This window comes from Pedobacter arcticus A12, from assembly GCF_000302595.1.
In the GTDB taxonomy this organism is placed as follows: domain Bacteria; phylum Bacteroidota; class Bacteroidia; order Sphingobacteriales; family Sphingobacteriaceae; genus Pseudopedobacter; species Pseudopedobacter arcticus.
The window spans coordinates 405,935-423,278 of sequence record NZ_JH947127.1 but is presented as its reverse complement, the minus strand read 5'-3'; the positions used below and the strand labels follow the sequence as shown (position 1 = coordinate 423,278).

General features: G+C 36.6%; 12 protein-coding genes. 1 reads left to right on the top strand and 11 read right to left on the bottom strand.

Translation table 11 applies throughout. The features are described 5' to 3' along the window. Position 1: 1 nt before the first annotated feature. The 8 genes from B176_RS0113435 to tgt all read right to left on the bottom strand — a co-directional run bounded on the left by B176_RS0113435 (position 2) and on the right by tgt (position 12,507). A complete protein-coding gene (locus B176_RS0113435; protein ID WP_083852720.1) occupies positions 2 to 1,699 on the bottom strand; it encodes a right-handed parallel beta-helix repeat-containing protein in 1,698 nt (565 codons plus the stop codon). A 28-nt stretch (positions 1,700 to 1,727) separates the two neighbouring features. Further along, on the bottom strand, positions 1,728 to 3,494 hold the full coding sequence (locus tag B176_RS0113430) for a RagB/SusD family nutrient uptake outer membrane protein (protein ID WP_017259340.1): 1,767 nt from the start codon (positions 3,492 to 3,494) through the stop codon (positions 1,728 to 1,730). A gap of 18 nt (positions 3,495 to 3,512) precedes the next feature. Further along, entirely contained in the window at positions 3,513 to 6,977 is a 3,465-nt protein-coding gene (locus tag B176_RS0113425) for a TonB-dependent receptor (RefSeq protein WP_017259339.1), read from the bottom strand. Positions 6,978 to 7,171: 194 nt separating this feature from the next. Beyond that, positions 7,172 to 8,359: a FecR family protein gene (locus tag B176_RS0113420; protein WP_017259338.1), complete on the bottom strand. Its 1,188-nt coding sequence runs from the start codon at positions 8,357 to 8,359 to the stop codon at positions 7,172 to 7,174. Between the two features lie 166 nt (positions 8,360 to 8,525). Further along, positions 8,526 to 9,086: an RNA polymerase sigma factor gene (locus B176_RS0113415; RefSeq protein ID WP_017259337.1), complete on the bottom strand. Its 561-nt coding sequence runs from the start codon at positions 9,084 to 9,086 to the stop codon at positions 8,526 to 8,528. A 289-nt stretch (positions 9,087 to 9,375) separates the two neighbouring features. Further along, positions 9,376 to 10,281 (bottom strand): DMT family transporter, encoded by a 906-nt coding sequence (locus tag B176_RS0113410; RefSeq protein ID WP_017259336.1) that lies wholly within the window; start codon positions 10,279 to 10,281, stop codon positions 9,376 to 9,378. A gap of 1 nt (position 10,282) precedes the next feature. Further along, on the bottom strand, positions 10,283 to 11,377 hold the full coding sequence (locus tag B176_RS0113405; RefSeq protein WP_017259335.1) for an LptF/LptG family permease: 1,095 nt from the start codon (positions 11,375 to 11,377) through the stop codon (positions 10,283 to 10,285). After that, positions 11,377 to 12,507, bottom strand: coding sequence for a tRNA guanosine(34) transglycosylase Tgt (gene tgt, locus B176_RS0113400; protein WP_017259334.1), 1,131 nt, complete (start codon positions 12,505 to 12,507; stop codon positions 11,377 to 11,379). Before tgt ends, B176_RS0113405 begins: the two co-directional genes overlap by 1 nt. Before the next feature lie 324 nt (positions 12,508 to 12,831). Here tgt and B176_RS0113395 point away from each other — a divergent pair, with 324 nt between their 5' ends. Beyond that, positions 12,832 to 15,279: a TonB-dependent receptor domain-containing protein gene (locus tag B176_RS0113395; protein ID WP_026063341.1), complete on the top strand. Its 2,448-nt coding sequence runs from the start codon at positions 12,832 to 12,834 to the stop codon at positions 15,277 to 15,279. Between the two features lie 211 nt (positions 15,280 to 15,490). On the opposite strand, the gene B176_RS20655 is transcribed toward B176_RS0113395, so the two are convergent. The 3 genes from B176_RS20655 to purU all read right to left on the bottom strand — a co-directional run bounded on the left by B176_RS20655 (position 15,491) and on the right by purU (position 17,263). Beyond that, positions 15,491 to 15,739 (bottom strand): outer membrane beta-barrel protein, encoded by a 249-nt coding sequence (locus B176_RS20655; protein ID WP_237739845.1) that lies wholly within the window; start codon positions 15,737 to 15,739, stop codon positions 15,491 to 15,493. A 26-nt stretch (positions 15,740 to 15,765) separates the two neighbouring features. Further along, positions 15,766 to 15,960, bottom strand: a complete 195-nt coding sequence (locus tag B176_RS0113385; protein WP_017259331.1) for a hypothetical protein — start codon at positions 15,958 to 15,960, stop codon at positions 15,766 to 15,768. A gap of 475 nt (positions 15,961 to 16,435) precedes the next feature. Then, positions 16,436 to 17,263: a formyltetrahydrofolate deformylase gene (purU, locus tag B176_RS0113380; RefSeq protein ID WP_026063340.1), complete on the bottom strand. Its 828-nt coding sequence runs from the start codon at positions 17,261 to 17,263 to the stop codon at positions 16,436 to 16,438. Positions 17,264 to 17,344 lie beyond the last annotated feature (81 nt).

Here is a 17,344-nt window from a genome sequence, read left to right as displayed (position 1 = left end):
CTTAGTTTGCTAATGCGCCCATAATGGTTTTTCCTTCTCTTGATACGCCATTGATATCTTTAAGAATTTCCCCACTTAATACTGGGTTATAACTTTGAGAAATTAAGTCGAGCTGAGAAGCATTTAAACCAGATTGTAAGGCTGGATTGTTATTTCCGATAGGTCTGTAACTCGTATCAAACATGGTGCTTGGGTTAAAAGTAGTTGTAAGCTCTGAACCTGAACTATTATAAGCTTTACTTCCCAAAACAGAGCTTGTTGTCACTAATGGACCTGCAGCAACTACATAACTATCTACGTCTGTACTGCTACCGGCCTGAGAATTTCCTGAAACAATACTGTTGATTAATGTAAGTGAATTACTATTCTGTCTGCGGAATATACCACCGCCTGGGCCTGGAGTGATATTTTTGCTAATTGTACTGCTGATGATATTTGCCACACAATTATCATACAGCATTACTCCAGCGCCACCATTTGCAGACGTTGTAACGTTGTTTGTAATCAAACAATTTATTAGAAATATTTTAGAGTTTTCACGAGCATACACACCAGCTCCAAATGAGGTATTATTGTTGCCTTTAACCTCAGAGTTATACATGTAAACTTCTGCATTAGGGTAGGAGTGAACACCGCCAGCAGTACCTTTTGCGTAATTATTATTGACTTGTGAGTTGTAGATATATGCTTTAGATCCGTAAACCCATAAACCACCTCCATTGTTTGCCGTGTTGCTGTTGTTATTTACTTTACAGCTTTGCATTTCTAAATTTGCATTACCAAACACATATAAGCCTGCACAAAGCCCGGCAATGCCTGATTTTGCACTTGCAACGTTTTCTATAATATCTACATCTTTTAATAATACTGTTGATCCACCAATTAGCATTCCGCCGCCCATTCCTCGGCTAAATTGATTTCCATTAAGGGTGATGTTTATTCCTCTATCCGTAGCATTTCCTTCTTTTACGATAATGCCTTCAATACTTACTTTTTCGCCGGTTGCAATGGGTGCCGAAATAGTAACTACATGGAATGATTCTGATCCATCAGCCTGTTTTCCAGAGAAAATAGTTTTGTACAGTTGTGGGTTAGCAACAGTTCCGTCAGTTGCATTTGCAGGATAACCACCAATAAGACTAATGTTTTTGTTAATCTCAAATGTTTTGTCTCCCGCGTTTGCAGATTCTCCGTTGGTTATGGTTTTTGAAGGGATGTAAGTTCCTGCTGCAATATGAATGATACTACCGCTGGTTGAATTGGTTATTGCCGTAACTAAATCAGTTGCCTGATCCCAGGAACGTCCGTTACCTGTAGCGCCATTTTTAACATAAAAGATGTTGACTAATCCAGCTTCCTGAATCACTAAGATATCTTTGGTTAACTCGTCGCTAATTTTGACCGATATGGTACCGCTTCGCTCTTCATCTTCGTTCTTTTGTGCAGTAAAACGGATAGTATGTTTTCCTTTTGCTAAAGCAGCGGTGTCAAATACAATCCAGTCTACATCGGTTGCTAGGGAAATATCTTGGTTTGATAATATTTCAAACGAGTAAGAATTACTTTTGCTAGCTACTTCTATATAATCGGTATTTACCAATAATTTTTTTTCAAATTGCTCATCAGATTTCTTGCATCCAAAGAAAATGGTTGCTAATAGCATGAGTGTGAAAAACTTTAATACATTGCGACTTTCCATAATTTATAATTTATGTGTGAAAGATTAATTATTTATCCCATTTAGGGTTTTGTTCCAGCTTTGGATTTAGTTTTAAGTCTTCTAAAGGAAGAGGGGCTAAGTAGTCTTTCAACTCATCAAAGGCACCGCCTTGAGAAAACGGATCCAGGTTTCCGGCTGAACTGTTAGGCAAGCCGTTAAGTGGATTACGTAGCGTTCTTTGTTGAATATTGATGAATGAGGTTACAGACGCAGGTGCACCAGATGTACTACCTGTACTTACAAAAACGTCGGCGTTTCCATTTCCTGTAAAATCAAATGCTCCAACACCTGAGAAATAAATTCCTACCATAGGCTGCGTAACTTTTGCACCCGCTTTCCAACGCATCAAATCATCCCATCTAAGTCCTTCATTAAACATTTCTATTCTTCGCTCTCTTCTGATTTCTAATATCACACCTTTGTTTGTTCCCTGTTCTACATTTACATACATCGCTTCCTGATAAGCATCTGGATTTGCGTTGGCTGTTACCAGATTTAGCGCAGGCATTTCTACTCTTGCTCTTAAAAGATTGATCGATTTGTTCAAATCTGCTTGGGTAAGGGTATTTAGTTCTGCCTTTGCTTCTGCAAAAATCAGTAATGCTTCTGCGTATCTAAATAGGATAAGATCAAAATAACCAGCAGTTCCCCATTGGTCGCGGGTAGGTAATGCTTTGATTACTCTATAACCCGTTGTGGTTAAATTTAAGGTAACGGGCTCATTAGCTGTTGCTCCTTTAACTCTAAACGACGGACCAGCTGTTGTTTGTACTAGCCTAGGGTCACGGTTTTGAAACTCCTCATAATAGCCCTTAGTTTTAAAATTTGCTTGATTGGTGAAAGGCGTTCCGTCCGTCATTAAGTAGCTGTTGATTACATCTTTAGTAATGCCCCAGGCTCCTGCGGTAGGAGAGGTCATCAGGTAACCTAAATTGTGCTGTTGTATAGCGGGTTCAAAATCTGCTGATAGAATCGTCTCTACATCGTCTTGATTGTTACGGGCAAACAAATCCCTATAGGCATTATCTTTACCACCTGTTTTGAAAAGCGTATATGCCCCAGTGTTCATCAAAGTTTCCGAAGCTGCTGCTGCTTCCTCTAAAAAATGCTGATAGCCAGTTATGCCGTGGTATTTTCTAAAAGTGCCTTCAAAAAGAGCGATTCTTGCTTTTAATAGTAAAGCCGTGTACTTTGTGATTTTAGAGAGCTGCTTATCTGCAGGGATGTTTGCTATTGCGTAATCTATATCAGCCATAACGGAGTCCATAACTAAAATTCTGGAATCTCTTGCTTTGTACAAGTCGGGGTCATTGGCAGTTAAAACTTTGTTGTACCAAGGAACATCGCCAAAAGTTTTTACTTTGGTATAATAGAAATAAGCTCTAAAGAATTTAGCAATCCCACTATATTTAGCCCTTGCTTGTTCATCTTTTACTTTGGTATAATTAGCTAAAAAATAATTTATACTACGTAATCGAGCCCAAGACCATCCACCGCTCCCGCTAGCGGTCGGTACAATTCTGTTGCCTCTAACGCGGTCAGCAGCAATTAGTGGAACAATGTTGTCAGATGCAGCATCATCAGAATAAACTGTTGTTGTTGCAAGCATGGTATAAAAGTCATTTGTAGCTACTTCTAAATCCTTTGGTGTATTAAAGAAAAACTCAGCTTCTACCTGATCTTCAGCAGGTCGATCTAAAAAATCCTTATTACAAGAAGTAAGTATGGTGCTAATGCTTACTGCAACGGCAAGCAATAATTTATATCGTTTCATCTCGTATCTTTTAAGTGTTTATAAATTGATATTGAGTCCAAAAGAATAAGTTTTACCCATTGGATAATCGCGAAGATCCGCTCTGCCAACAGCATTTGCTGGGTTAGAGTAACTTACCGCAGAACCAGCCTGCTCTGGATCAATATACTTGGTTAGGCCACCAAAACTCCACGTAAGAATGTTTTCGCCACTAAAGAACAGCCTCATTTTTTCGATGTTAAATTTTTTGGTGAATTTTTGGGGAACGGTAATTCCAAGACTAAGATTTTTAACCCTTAAATAAGCCACACTTTCCATGTAATAATCATTCATTTCATACAAAGACCTACCGCCGTTTAAGGAAGCATACCCTCTGTAGATTTGTGGATAAGTGTTTTGGGTATTGTTTGGAGTCCAAGCATTATCAATTAAATCTTTTCTTATAAATGATAAATATGGTCTTTGGAACGGACCCCAATAAATGTCACCAGTGGGGTACCAATCTTGTTTACCAACGCCCGCAACTGCAACTGAGAAATCAAAAATTTTCCAGTTTGCATTTAAGTTTGCACCGAAAGGAAACTGAGGCATGGCATTTCCAATTGGCACTAAGTCGCCATGGTCTGCAAGTGTGTAATCTCCTTTGTCGATTCGTCCGTCACCATCTGTGTCAAGATATTTGATGTCGCCCGCTTTTAAATGATTCCATTCACTGTTTTGCACTACGTTTAAAATGTAATTGTATACATTTCCTAAAGAATTGGAAGGTTTAGTGAACGAGTTTTGATAAGCTAAAGCGTCGGCATCAGATTGGAACTGTCCGTCAACTTTATATCCCCACATTTGACCTAAACGCTGGCCTTCCCAATACGTACTCATTAAGCCGTTAGGATTGTCATATTTGGTGATTGTACCGATAAAGTTTGAAACGTTGGCCGAAACACTGAAATTTAGGGGCGAACCCGCTACGTTAAATTTATCGCTGTAACTAAGTCCAAGTTCAAAACCTTTGTTCTCTAAAGAAGCATAATTCTCCCTAGGCTCTGCAGCACCAAATACAGCTGGTAGGGGTTTTCCTGGCAAATACATGCCATCTGTAATCTTTTTATACAGATCAAAATTAACAAAGAGCTTATTAGCTAAGAAACCGATATCTACACCAAGATCTAAACTTTTTGTTGTTTCCCAGGTTACTACTTTTGGTAATGGATTGGGTGCGCCTGCATAAATAACGGGCATTCCATTATCAAGCCAAGTAGATTGGCCAACTTTCATCAGTTGTTTAAAAGTATTTACACCAACAGTTTGGTTACCTAACTGCCCGTAAGAGCCTCTGATTTTAAGGGCAGACACATACTTTTGCATCGGTGCCCAAAAATCTTCTCTGTCAACCTGCCAACCTGTTGAAACTGAAGGAAAAAATCCCCAGCGACTGTTTTCTGGAAATCTCGAAGACCCGTCATAGCGTGAATTGATTTCTAACAGATATTTATTTTTATAATCGTAGTTAAATCTGCCAAAAAAGCCTTGTACTGCCCAGTTAGTAGCAGATCCGTTGATGCTACTGTAGGATGTTCCTAATGCTAAGTTGGATAGGTCTCTGATTAATAAACCATTTGATTCCGCAAAAATCCGATCTCTATCAAATTCTTCCTGGTTATAACCTAAAAGCAATTTTACATGATGATCTTTATTTACGTTCACACTATAAGTTCCAAATATATTTAGTGCGTTGTACTTGTCTTTCCAGCGATATTCACCCAATTGGTTAACACCCGAAGTAATATAATCTAACTTACTATTGGATAAAAACTCAAATTCGTTGGTTCTGTAAGTTGTTGATGTGTTTTCAAAACGATTACTATAATCCAAGTTTAAAACAAGGTTTTTAATTGGGGTAACTTTTACTCTAAATGTATTGGTAAACTCCTCTGTTCCAAATAATCTCCAATTGTTTCCAGCCTCCATTGCAGCGCTTCCGCCTTGTCCGCCACTTCCTCCTACGCCTACGTCTGTTGGTATACCGTTTACGAAATTTGGGTAAAAAGGAAATAAATTATACCATGTTGTGGTACTCCATAAACCTCCGTAGCCACTTCTATAACCTCCGTATTCTTTGTCTTTCTCGTTAATAAACTGGATGTTGTTACTCAGTTCTAACCATGGATTTGGATTGAATACCAAGTTAGATTTAAGATTATACCTGTCCATATTAGAGTCTTTAGGTATATTATTAATCGTTTCACGGTCGTATACACGCCCTGATAAATAGCCTCTAAGTTTATCTGTTCCGCCAGAAATAGCAATGTTATGGAAGTTTGAGGCTTGGAACTTTTTAAACATGTAATCGTACCAATTGGTATTACCAAAAAACTTATACGTACCATTATTCTGTAGCTCATTAAAAGGAGGGATTTCCCCGTTTGCCACCATTTTTAAGGCTTCATAATCTAAATCATTATAGCCAGTATAATTTGTGCCATTATAGCCGTAAAGTGCGGCATCAACGGTTTTCGCAAAAACGTAAGGATCAGATAAGAAATCTGTTCTGGTGGTTGGTTGTGTCCAGGCGAAGTTATTTGTATAATCTACCGACATTTTACCAGCTTTACCTTGTTTAGTGGTTATCAAAATAACGCCAAAAGAACCTCTTGCTCCATAAATTGCTGAAGAAGCGGCATCTTTTAAAACCGTTACACTCTCAATATCATTCGGGTTAACTCTGGCAATATTGCCTTCTATCCCATCAATTAATACCAATGGACTTCCACCATTGATGGAGTTAAACCCTCTAACATTTAGTTCTGGTGTTGCTGTTGGATCTCCGTTGTTTACCTGAATATTTAATCCGGGTAACAAACCTTGCAGGGCAGTTGCAATGTTTGCATCTGGACGAAGCGCTATGTCGGCGGTGTTAATCTGCGCAACAGCACCAGTTAGGTTGGCCCGCTTCTGGCTTCCGTAACCTACTACAACAATCTCGTTTAATAATTTTTTTTCTTCTTTTAAAATTATCGACACACCTTCGCCTACTTTGTAGGGTACTTCCATAGTTTGGTAGCCCAACATAGATATAATCAGTACACCTTCATTGCTTGGACTTAGCAGTTTAAAGTTGCCGTTTATATCAGTAAGGGTTCCCACATTAGAGTTTGCGATTTTAACAACAGCGCCTGGGATAGGACTGTTTTGATCATCATTTACTACTCCAGAAATTGGTTGTACCTGCATTTTATTCGCATTTACTTCCGATTTTTTAGTGATTAAAACAGTGTTGTTATCAATAAAAAACACCAAACCTTTTGGAGACAGAATATCCTCAAGAACTTGATTTAACTCTTTGTTCTTCACGTGATAATCCACATTTAGATTGCGGATATAGGATGAATTATAAATAAAGTCGTAATCTGTTTGGAGTTGAATTTGATTGAGAACTTGCTTTAAGCTTGCACTTTTTGCCTCGAGTGTTATTTTTTGACCAAAACCTGTTGCGTGTACTTGCATTAAAATGCCAAATAGACAGCAGGTAATTAGTTTCATAATGAGCAGAGCTTTTCTGACGATTAGGGCGTAATTGCCTAATGGATAACTACATAAATTTTTATACATTTGAATAAATTTGGTTGATTGCTATAATTGGATTGCTTAATCAAATTTGTTTAGCGGGGGTGTTAGAGCACCTTCGCTTTTTGTTTTGGTTATTTTTCTTTTACAATTAGCCTCCCTTCTTTTATAGTAAATTGTAAATTCGAAATCTTCTCTATATTGCTCAATACATCACTGAGGTTGCGTGACCGTTTGATACTTGCTGTAAATCTTTCTTTATTATCTACCTCATATTTTACCTCTTTAATGTCGTACCATTTTATTAATTCTTTTATAATCTCATGAATAGGTTGATCAACAAATTTGAAATAACCGTTCTTCCATGCAATAAACTGATCGACATCTACTTTTTTCTTGGCTAGGTCGCCGCTACTTTTATTAGAAACAGACTGCTCTCCCGGGCTAAGTAAAATTTGTTTGTTTTCGGAGTTTACTTGTACAGATCCACGTACAAGTGTGACAAAGCTGGTTTTATCTTGCGAGTATGATTTAACGTTAAAAGCGGTTCCTAAAACTTTAACAATATCATTATCTGTGTGAATTAAAAATGGTTTTGAAGCATTATGGGCCACATCAAAAAAAGCTTCCCCTTCTAAATAAACCGTTCGGTTTTTGAGGTTAAAATCTTCAGGTATTTTTATTTTGGTGGTTGTATTAAGCCAAACTTTTGAACCGTCAGGTAATTGAAAAGTAAAACCTTCTCCTCTTGGTGTAGAGAGTTCATGAAAGCCCACGGGCTGGTTGCCAATGTGTTTCTGAGCAGTTAGCTGTAAAACAACTAAGCCATCTTTGTCTTTGTCGATAGTAATGCCCTCTTTTTTGATTCTTTTGTTAAAGTTTCCCTCATCTAACTGTAAATGCGTTCCATCCGCAAGTTTAATTTCTAAGGAACTATTTTCTGAAAGTGTAATGTTACTTTTAGTGATTAGGGTAGTTGAGTCTTTAAAATTCTGCGTTTGATCATTAGAGAAATACTGATAGGCTACTAAAGAAACTGCCCCAAATACAATAAATATAGCCGCGTACCTTAAAATTGTAGGAATGAGCGATCTGGTATTTTCTTTAGCTGCATTTGAAAATTCGGTATGGCTCAATATATTTTGGAAACCGGTTTCATCGTCAAAAATTCCACCTAATTTTGTCTCATCAATTTGATCAAAATTTTCATAAAACCACTCTTCATTGGTTGCTGTTTGCTCCAAAAAATAAGACAACTCGTCTTCAACCAACTCGTTGTTTAAATATTTTTCTAATAATTTTTTATAATCTTCTTTATCCACTTTTGTAACTATATACTCTAATTACACGCAAACCTGTAAATAGGACTAGAGAAAAGTGAGATTTTTTTTCAGAATCAAAGAAATGTGCGATTCCTTGTATTGGAGCGGAATTGTTACTGCTGGAAAAGAGGAGCTGTAGCTGTGTAATTAAAGTTATTTCCTTTTTTTATGCTTTGTTTTTTATGGTTATATATTCTGCTTTACAAAAATCGGCTCGTAATAATTTCAATGCCTGTACAAGATGATTCTTTACTGTATTTAACGAGATACCTAATTGCTCAGCTATTTGTTTGTGTGTAAAACCTTCTTCTCTACTTAATCTCCAAACCAGTTTTTGTTGAGTAGTAAGTTTTTCGACCGCAGATTTTAGTAATTTTTGAATTTCACTGGACTGAAACTGGTCTTCAAGTCTATATACTTCTATATGATAACTTAATTCTTCTATTGCTTTTTTATCAGTTTTTATACTTCGCAGTTTATTAAAGCATAACCGTTTAGCTATAACATATATATAAGCTAAAAGAGGCTGGTCAATATCGATGTTATCTTTAGCTAACCATAATTTCAAAAATGTCTCCTGTACAATTTCTTCTGCCCAGCTATCGTTTTTAAGAATATACTTGGCTGTTTTAAAAATGGGATTGGCATAGGATTTATAGACTTTTTTAAAGGCCTCTTGATTGCCTTTTTTTAATTCTATAATTATTTCACAAGAAATTTCCTCCATCTAAATCAAAACTAACAAATTAACTTATTAATATCAACCATCAAATAACGCATTGTTAGTGCATCAAGCTGAGCCTCAAATGTAGGATAAGTGTGTTAAGTTGCTATTGTGGGAATGTTAATACATTATTAATAGGTTGCTATAGAGAATTAAAATCTCACTAATAAAGTTGGGAATTGTGGATTTTTGATGTAAAATGTGTGCCGGTGACCCTCACTGTCTTATTATTATGGTTTTTAAAAGTAAAGCACTTTAGAGATACACCATTGAAAAAGAAACGGTGTTTTTATTAAATAATAGGTGGTATTTTTTTGAGTTTCCGATGCTCTACTTTAGTTTTAACTATAGGAAAAAGAAATATTGTACTTAAAATAATTAGCGCACCTATATAAAATCCAGAGGTCATTTGCTCACCTTTTCCAAAGATGATTAAAGCTAAAATAATTGCGTAAATGGGTTCTAAATTTGTGATGAGTGCAACTTTAAAGGCACTTAATTCTTTCATTACGGAAACGCCCGCAACATAAGCAATTGATGTGCAAACAGTACCAAGTAATAACAGATAACTAAGGTCGGTAATGTTTAGGTACATGGTGCTGTTAAAGCCTCCGGTAGCAGCTAAGTATAAGCTAATCCAAAAGAAAGCACCTGTCAACTCGTAAAAACTGATAATTGTTGCCGGTCTATTTTTTGCTTGTTTAGCATTTATAATAGAGAACAAGCTAGCGCAAAGGGCGCTCGCCAAGCCCATGATAATACCGGTTGTATAGTCGCTTTCGAACTTAAAAATTACATAGATACCAAAGATGATAAATGCACCGGCAAGGATTTCCATTTTCGAAATTCTGCTACGGTTAAGTATAGGCTCTAATATGGCTGTAAACAATGTAAGTGATGATAAACAGACCATTGCAACTGAAACCGTAGATGCTTTAATGGAGCCAAAGAACAAGAGCCAATGCAAGCCTACGATAGCTCCTGTAAAAAACAATCTAAAGAAAGTTTGCTTAGATACTTTGATAGATGTTTTCTTCCATTTAAAATATATGAACAGGGAAACCGCTGCAATTAAAACCCGATACCAAACCAATTGGGCTTCGCCGATACTGATTAAAGCGCCTAAAACGCCGGTGAAACCCCATACCAATACAGTAAGGTGGAGGATAAAGAGATTGCTTTTTAAATTTAGTTTCATGTTATTTAGGAGCCTTTATGGCTAACACTACGCCTATCGCTCCAAAAATCAGATTAGGAATAACCACAGCAATAATTGGAGGCAAACCTCCTTTTAGGGCAAATACGGTGGAGAACTGAATCAATAAGATATAGAGAAAACTCATAGCAATGCCCACACCCAAAGGCAAACCTACACCTCCACGTACTTTTCTAGACGATAAAGCTACGCCAATTAGCGTTAAAACGTAGGTAGAGAAAGGGTAGACCCAACGCTTGTAGCTTTCCAGTTCCAAATTCACCATAATTCCCGAACCACGGATTTTTTCTTTTTCTATCTTCTCATTAAGTTCTGCGTAGTTCATTGCCGAATAGATATTATCCCTGACGTCAAAATCGATGGGTTTCATATCTAAAGTCGTGTCTTTTTCTACACCGCTCTCCATCCTTTCTTTTAAGCCATCTACGTGGCGGATGGTGTAATTATAGATTTTCCATTTATTTGCAACAGAATCCCAGCCAATCCTATCTGCCATAAGTTTTGATTTAAGCTCATATTTATCAAATTTTTCGAGCGAAAAGCGGTAACCGTTATTCGTTTTGTTGTCAAAAGACTCCATGTAAACAAAGGTCGACTTGTCTAGCTGGATATGTACGTTGCTCCGGGTTGTAAATTTGTCTTTTAAATACGTGTTTTCAAAAGTTGTCATCAACCGGTTGGTTTCTGGGATAACCAATTGGTTAAATATCATACTGATGATAAATACCAGCGTTGAAGCGATAAAATACGGACGCAAGAAACGGTTAAAGCTTGCTTTTCCGCATAGAATTGGGACAATCTCAGTTTGGTCGGCCATTTTTGCAGTAAAAAATATTACTGCTATAAAGTTGATTAAGGGGAAAAGTAGGTTGAGGTAAAAAGGAACAAAGCCACCATAATATTCAAATATGATTTGGCCCATTGTTGCACTGCTCTTCAGAAAATCATCTAGTTTTTCTGAGATATCGAACACCACAAAAATAACCGTAAAAATTGCTAAAGTAAATGCAAAAGTTCCCAGGTACTTCTTAATGATGTACCAATCGATTATTTTAATGTAGCGGTCTAAAAATTTCATTAGAGCTTTTGTCCTAAAACTTTTACCATCTTATTTTTCCAATCATAAAATTCGCCCGAAATAATTTTCTCACGAGCCTCATTTACCAACCAAAGATAGAAATGTAGGTTGTGTAAAGTAGCAATCTGCGAACCTAAAATCTCTTTTGAATGTATTAAATGCCTTAAATAAGCTTTTGAATAGTTTAAATCAGAAAACAGATCGCTATCTGGGTCAACAGGCGAAAAATCATTTTTCCACTTTTCGTTTTTGATATTGATTACGCCATGTCTGGTGAACAACATTCCGTTTCTGGCGTTTCTGGTTGGCATCACGCAATCGAACATATCTATACCTAAGGCGATGTTTTCTAACAGATTTATCGGAGTACCTACGCCCATTAAATAACGCGGCTTTTCAACCGGTAATACGTTACAAACTACCTCTGTCATCGCGTACATTTCTTCTGCCGGTTCACCAACAGAAAGTCCGCCTATGGCATTTCCTTCTCTGTTTTGTGCCGCTATAAACTCTGCGGATTTAATACGTAAATCTTTATAAACAGAACCTTGTACAATAGGGAAGAATGTTTGATTATAACCATAATGTCCTTCAGTTTCGTCGAAACGCTTGATACAACGTTTTAACCAACGGTGCGTCATATCGATTGATCGTCTGGCGTAGTTGTAATCGCAAGGGTAAGGGGTACACTCGTCAAAAGCCATAATAATATCCGCACCAATAACTCTTTGCGTATCCATTACGTTTTCTGGTGTAAACAAATGCTTTGAGCCGTCAATATGCGACCGAAAGGTTACGCCTTCCTCTTTAATCTTACGAACTTCTGTTAAAGAATAAACTTGGTAACCGCCGCTATCTGTTAAAATGGGCTTATCCCAACCAATGAATTTATGCAATCCGCCGGCAAGTTTTATAGTTTCTAAGCCCGGTCTTAAATATAAATGATAAGTATTTCCAAGGATAATCTGCGCTTCAATATCTTTATCCAGTTCGCGTTGGTGTACAGCTTTTACCGTTCCTGCAGTACCCACGGGCATAAAAATAGGCGTTTTAATAACGCCATGGTCGGTAGTGATTTCTCCTGCTCTTGCTTTACAGTTTTTATCTTGTACTGCTAATTTAAATTTCATTTACAAATAAGGTATAAGCTCGCAAAAATAGTAAAATTTGAGGCAATGTTGGTTTCTTATTAACCTATGTTTTGTAATCGTAAAAGGTTGGCTAATTTGCTTGGAGGTTGAATTTAAAGACCTTGATTAATTTTAATTTATACCTATAAATACATTAAACCTTTTCTTAAAGCGATAGTCGAACCCGCTTCGGTATAACTGATGAATAGCAGTTATACTAAAATCAAATAAATAATCAACACATAAATGGCTTCCGATAGTTTTAAATCACTCAATTTAATTGTTGGTAACCGCCGTATATTAGCAACTCCAAATATTTTTTACATGAAGATTTTTTTTACCCTATTACTTAGTTTTTTATCGTTTAACCTTTTAGCACAAAGCGCATCTATTGAAGGTATTGCTTATGATAAATCAGTTTCAGCTCCGCTAGAGTTTGCCAGCATTTCGCTGTATCGGCAAGCTGACAAAAGCTTAGTTAATGGACAAATTGCAGATAAAGATGGCAAGTTTAGGTTTACTCAACTAAAAGCAGGTTCTTATTTCCTTAAAATGCAATTTGTAGGCTACGAAACCTTACAATCTGCTGAGATAAAACTGTTAGCCAATCAAAAATTAAACGTGGGTAAGCAAGAGCTTGTTTTAAACCAACGCTTTTTAAATGAAGTGAAAGTGAGCGGGCAAGCTCTTCAAAACGTAAATAAAATAGATAAGCAGATTTATAAAGCAGACCAATTTGTGGCTGCAAAAGGAGGGACGGCAGTAGATGTGATAAAAAACATGCCTTCGGTAGCCGTTGATGGACAAGGGGAGATATCTGTGAGGGGATCCAAGGGTTTTTTAGTGCTCATTAACGGAAAGCCAGTACAAACAGATGCAAATACAATTTTGAGTCAGCTACCTGCAAATATGGTGGAAAATATTGAGTTGATTACGGCGCCTTCTGCAAAGTACGATGCTGATGGAAAAGGTGGAATCATCAATATTACCACAAAAAAAGGAGTGGATGACGGTTTAGCTCTTGTTGTGAATTTACAAGGCGGATTTCCGTCCATAGAAGATTACGGGAATAAAGAAAAGCAACAACGTTACGGTGCTGATGTTACTTTAAATTATAAAAAAGACAAGTGGGATTTATCTGCAAGTGCAAATTATTTAAGAAACGATAATGCAGGTTATAGAGAAGGAGATGTGTTTACCATTATTGGAAACAGGAAAACTACTTTCCCGTCTGTTGGTGAAAGAAGTTTTGATAAAAACAACTATGGCGGGAGGTTTAACTTAGGTTTTACACCTTCAAAAAATGATCAGTTTTCTGTCGGTTTTTTTGCAGGTCATAAGTTTCAGGATAGGCTTGCCGATATCAATTACGATAATACCAACACGCAAATTAGTACAGGGAATGTTATTGGTAGGAAGAAATACTTTAACTCCAATCTTCAAAATAAACAAGGTGATTTTATACTTGGGAACTTTGATTATATCCACAGTTTTCAGGATAAATCATCATTAAGTTTTTCTGCGATTTATGAACATGCTAATCTTTATGGATCTACTAAAAATAGAAATATAGAGGCGCAAGACACCGTACAAAATACCTTGAGCACCTACAAAAATCCATTAGACGGTTTTAGAGGGAAAATAGATTATGCCATAAATATCGGGAAAGGCAAACTAGAGACGGGTTATCAGTACCGCTTAGACAAGCAAGATGGTTTGTTTATTTACAGCGTTAAAAATTTAGGTGAATCAGATTTTACAACTTTGCCAACTTTTAGTGGCGATGTAAAAGCTACAAATCAAATCCATTCTTTGTATAGTCAATATTCTGGCAAAGTCAATCGCTTAGAATATGTTGGTGGCTTACGTTATGAGTATGCTACAAGAGATTTAACAGTAAGCTCTGGCACAACTGATGATTACAAACTCGAATTAAACAATCTTTTCCCTTCGGCAAATGTGCTTTACAGTTTAACCAACGGTTGGAAATTAAAAGCTGGACTAAGTAGGAGGGTGCAACGGACGAATAATTTTGAGCTGAACCCAATTCCAGAACGTGAGCACTCAGAAACCCTAGAACAAGGTGACGCTAACCTTTTGCCAGAATTTATATATTTAGCTGAAGCTGGTCTTACCAAAACGTTTGGCAAAGGATCTTTTATTAGCACAATTTATTATCAGGATATAAAAAATCCGATACAACGCGTAAATAGTGTTTTTGCTGACACCGTTTTAAATCGTGTGTTTACCAACGCAAACAAAGGCAAGCGTTTAGGTTTAGAGATTGGTGCAAACTACAATCCTGTAAAGTGGAACCAGTCATACCTTGGTACAAACATTTTTAAAAGCACTTTAAATGGTGTGATATTGAACTACCCAAATAGCGTCGAAAATTCTGCATGGGTATATTCTATTAATGCAAATACCAATTTTCAGGTTACACCAACTTTTAGCATTCAAGGAAACGTAAATTATTTATCTAAGAGACCAACTGTACAAGGAACAGACGGAGCGTTCTTGTCTCCGAATACTTCGCTTAAAAAAACCTTTATGAACGGCCGACTGACTGCTTTGGTGCAGTGGCAGAATATGGATTTAGGCTTGCTAAAAACTAACGAGCAAAGAATCACTACTTCTGGCCCAGATTTTTACACAACTACCAACTATATTTATGAAGTGGATGTGTTTATGTTAAACCTGAGCTTTAGCCTTAATAAATTAACCAAGAAATTGAAACTGCCTAGCAGCGAGTTTGGGGAAAAGGAATTCTAAGTATTATGCTTGCTGTTGAACAGTGATAATTTTAAACAGTTGTTTTCTATTTGAAGGCAACTGTTTTTTTTGCTTAATGGTTGTTCGCTTGTGAAACTGCAAAATTATAGTTGAATCTCTATCCGTCAGCCTCGAAAGGACGAAGAAGAGAAAAGAATGCATTGGGCGGTGTGAGAGAGGTAGACTCTGCCAGATACGCTAGCAGAGTCGTCTACTCAATTGCCTTCAAGCGTTTGTGTCTGTTTTTTTTAAATTTATGACTATAACCAAGTCTTACTACTTGGGTTTCGTAATAATCGTTACTTGTATAATTAAAACCTTGTCCGTTAATTTCTTTTTTGATAATCATGGTGTTTAGCAAATCTGTAGCGTTACAAAATAGTTCGCCTTTTCCTTTTTGAATTGCTTTTTTAAGCCCAAGGTCTAATGAAAATCTTGATTTTATTTTCCCTTGCGGAATAATGTCTGGTGCTAAATAAATAGCCGTCAGCTGTGCGTCGAAACCGTTCCAGTTACAAAAGAGTTGTCTGTTTCTGTTTTCAAAACGACATTTACGTAGGGTAAAGCTGTTTTGGTGTTTTTATCTTTTATGAGTCCATAAATTGCTACACCAGTTTGTGCATTTGAGATAGAAAGTATTAAAAATTGCAAAATTGTGGTCAGTACTATTGTCGTTCGCATATTAAATTGTGTGTAAATCTTTGACACAACAAGATAGCTAAAAAGAAACTCATTTGGCCTGTTGATTGGCATTTCGGGCAGGATTCTGACTTTGCTGGTTTAGTGTTTTTTTTGCTATTGCCCTTGCCGTAAGCTTTTTTTGAGTTTGGAATTACGTAACCTTTTAAGGTTTATGCGTTTTGCGGGCGAGCATAGGTTTAATTGAGGATTACACTTGAATTTAGCGCTAAACCCATCTCTTTGTTAAACTGTTCTGAACTGTACTTTTGTCTTATCAACATTATATACCAGCAATATGTTTTTTCAAGTCTGCTTTTAATAGCAGACTCAAATTCTGTAGTTTTGCTTTTTTTAATTCCATTATCAGCAATCGTTTTGTGGACTTAGCATCGCCATAAAATTTGCTTCTCAATAATTAATTAAACTTTACATTTTGGGGCCTTCATCCTTTTTATTAAAGAATCAACTCGCTTTATCACTCAAAAACAACCGTTTTGTTGCTATAAACAAAAACCCGATCCTCAAAAACAAGTTGCATCGCTTTCGCTAAGGCAGATGTTTCGTTCTCTCGGCCTGCCTTAATTAAATCTTGCAAACTAAAACTATGGTTTACAGGAGTAATTTTTTGGGTGATGATTGGACCTTCGTCCAAATCATTGGTGACAAAATGAGCGGTTGCACCAATAATTTTAACGCCTCTTTTATAAGCCTGTTTATACGGACTAGCACCAATGAAAGCTGGTAAAAAAGAATGATGGATATTGATAATTTGTAAAGGAAAACTACGAATGAAAGTAGGAGAGAGGATGCGCATAAACTTGGCTAAAACCAGATAATCGGGGTTATAAGGTTTAATCAGGTCCTGCAATTCTGTTTCAAATTGTTCTTTGGTTTTGTTTTCGTGAGAAACCAGTTTGAAAGGAATTTGAAAACGTTGGGTAATATTTTCTAAATCGGGATGATTACCGATTACACAGCTTACATGAGCACCTAGAGTTTTAAAATGGTTACGCGTTAAAATATCTGTTAAGCAATGGTATTCTTTGGTTACCAATACCACAATGCTTTTTTCTGGCTGTGGATTAACTTTAACCAAAGCATTTTTTGGCAATACGGAAAGTAGTTGTTTTTCGATTTCAACAGGATTTAAAATACTGTTGACTACTAATCTGGCGAAAAATTTATTTTCATCAACGTCTACATGCTCTCGCATTGAAATGATGTTATATCCTGCATTTGCTAAAACAGATGAAATTGTGGCAACTAAACCTACCTCATCTGTACAATGTATTACAATTACCAAAGCTGTTGTTTTTAATATTTTTGCTAATATATTATTTATTTAAGACTTGGAGGTTTGTTATGCTAGGGCGTAGTCCATTCT

Bases quoted from the DNA above. Each gene is read 5' to 3' on its own strand.
- B176_RS0113435 (WP_083852720.1), bottom strand. From the start codon at position 1,699: ATGGAAAGTCGCAATGTATTAAAGTTTTTCACACTCATGCTATTAGCA.
- B176_RS0113430 (WP_017259340.1), bottom strand. From the start codon at position 3,494: ATGAAACGATATAAATTATTGCTTGCCGTTGCAGTAAGCATTAGCACC.
- B176_RS0113425 (WP_017259339.1), bottom strand. From the start codon at position 6,977: ATGCAAGTACACGCAACAGGTTTTGGTCAAAAAATAACACTCGAGGCA.
- B176_RS0113415 (WP_017259337.1), bottom strand. From the start codon at position 9,086: ATGGAGGAAATTTCTTGTGAAATAATTATAGAATTAAAAAAAGGCAAT.
- B176_RS0113410 (WP_017259336.1), bottom strand. From the start codon at position 10,281: ATGAAACTAAATTTAAAAAGCAATCTCTTTATCCTCCACCTTACTGTA.
- B176_RS0113405 (WP_017259335.1), bottom strand. From the start codon at position 11,377: ATGAAATTTTTAGACCGCTACATTAAAATAATCGATTGGTACATCATT.
- tgt (WP_017259334.1), bottom strand. From the start codon at position 12,507: ATGAAATTTAAATTAGCAGTACAAGATAAAAACTGTAAAGCAAGAGCA.
- B176_RS0113395 (WP_026063341.1), top strand. From the start codon at position 12,832: ATGAAGATTTTTTTTACCCTATTACTTAGTTTTTTATCGTTTAACCTT.
- B176_RS0113385 (WP_017259331.1), bottom strand. From the start codon at position 15,960: ATGCGAACGACAATAGTACTGACCACAATTTTGCAATTTTTAATACTT.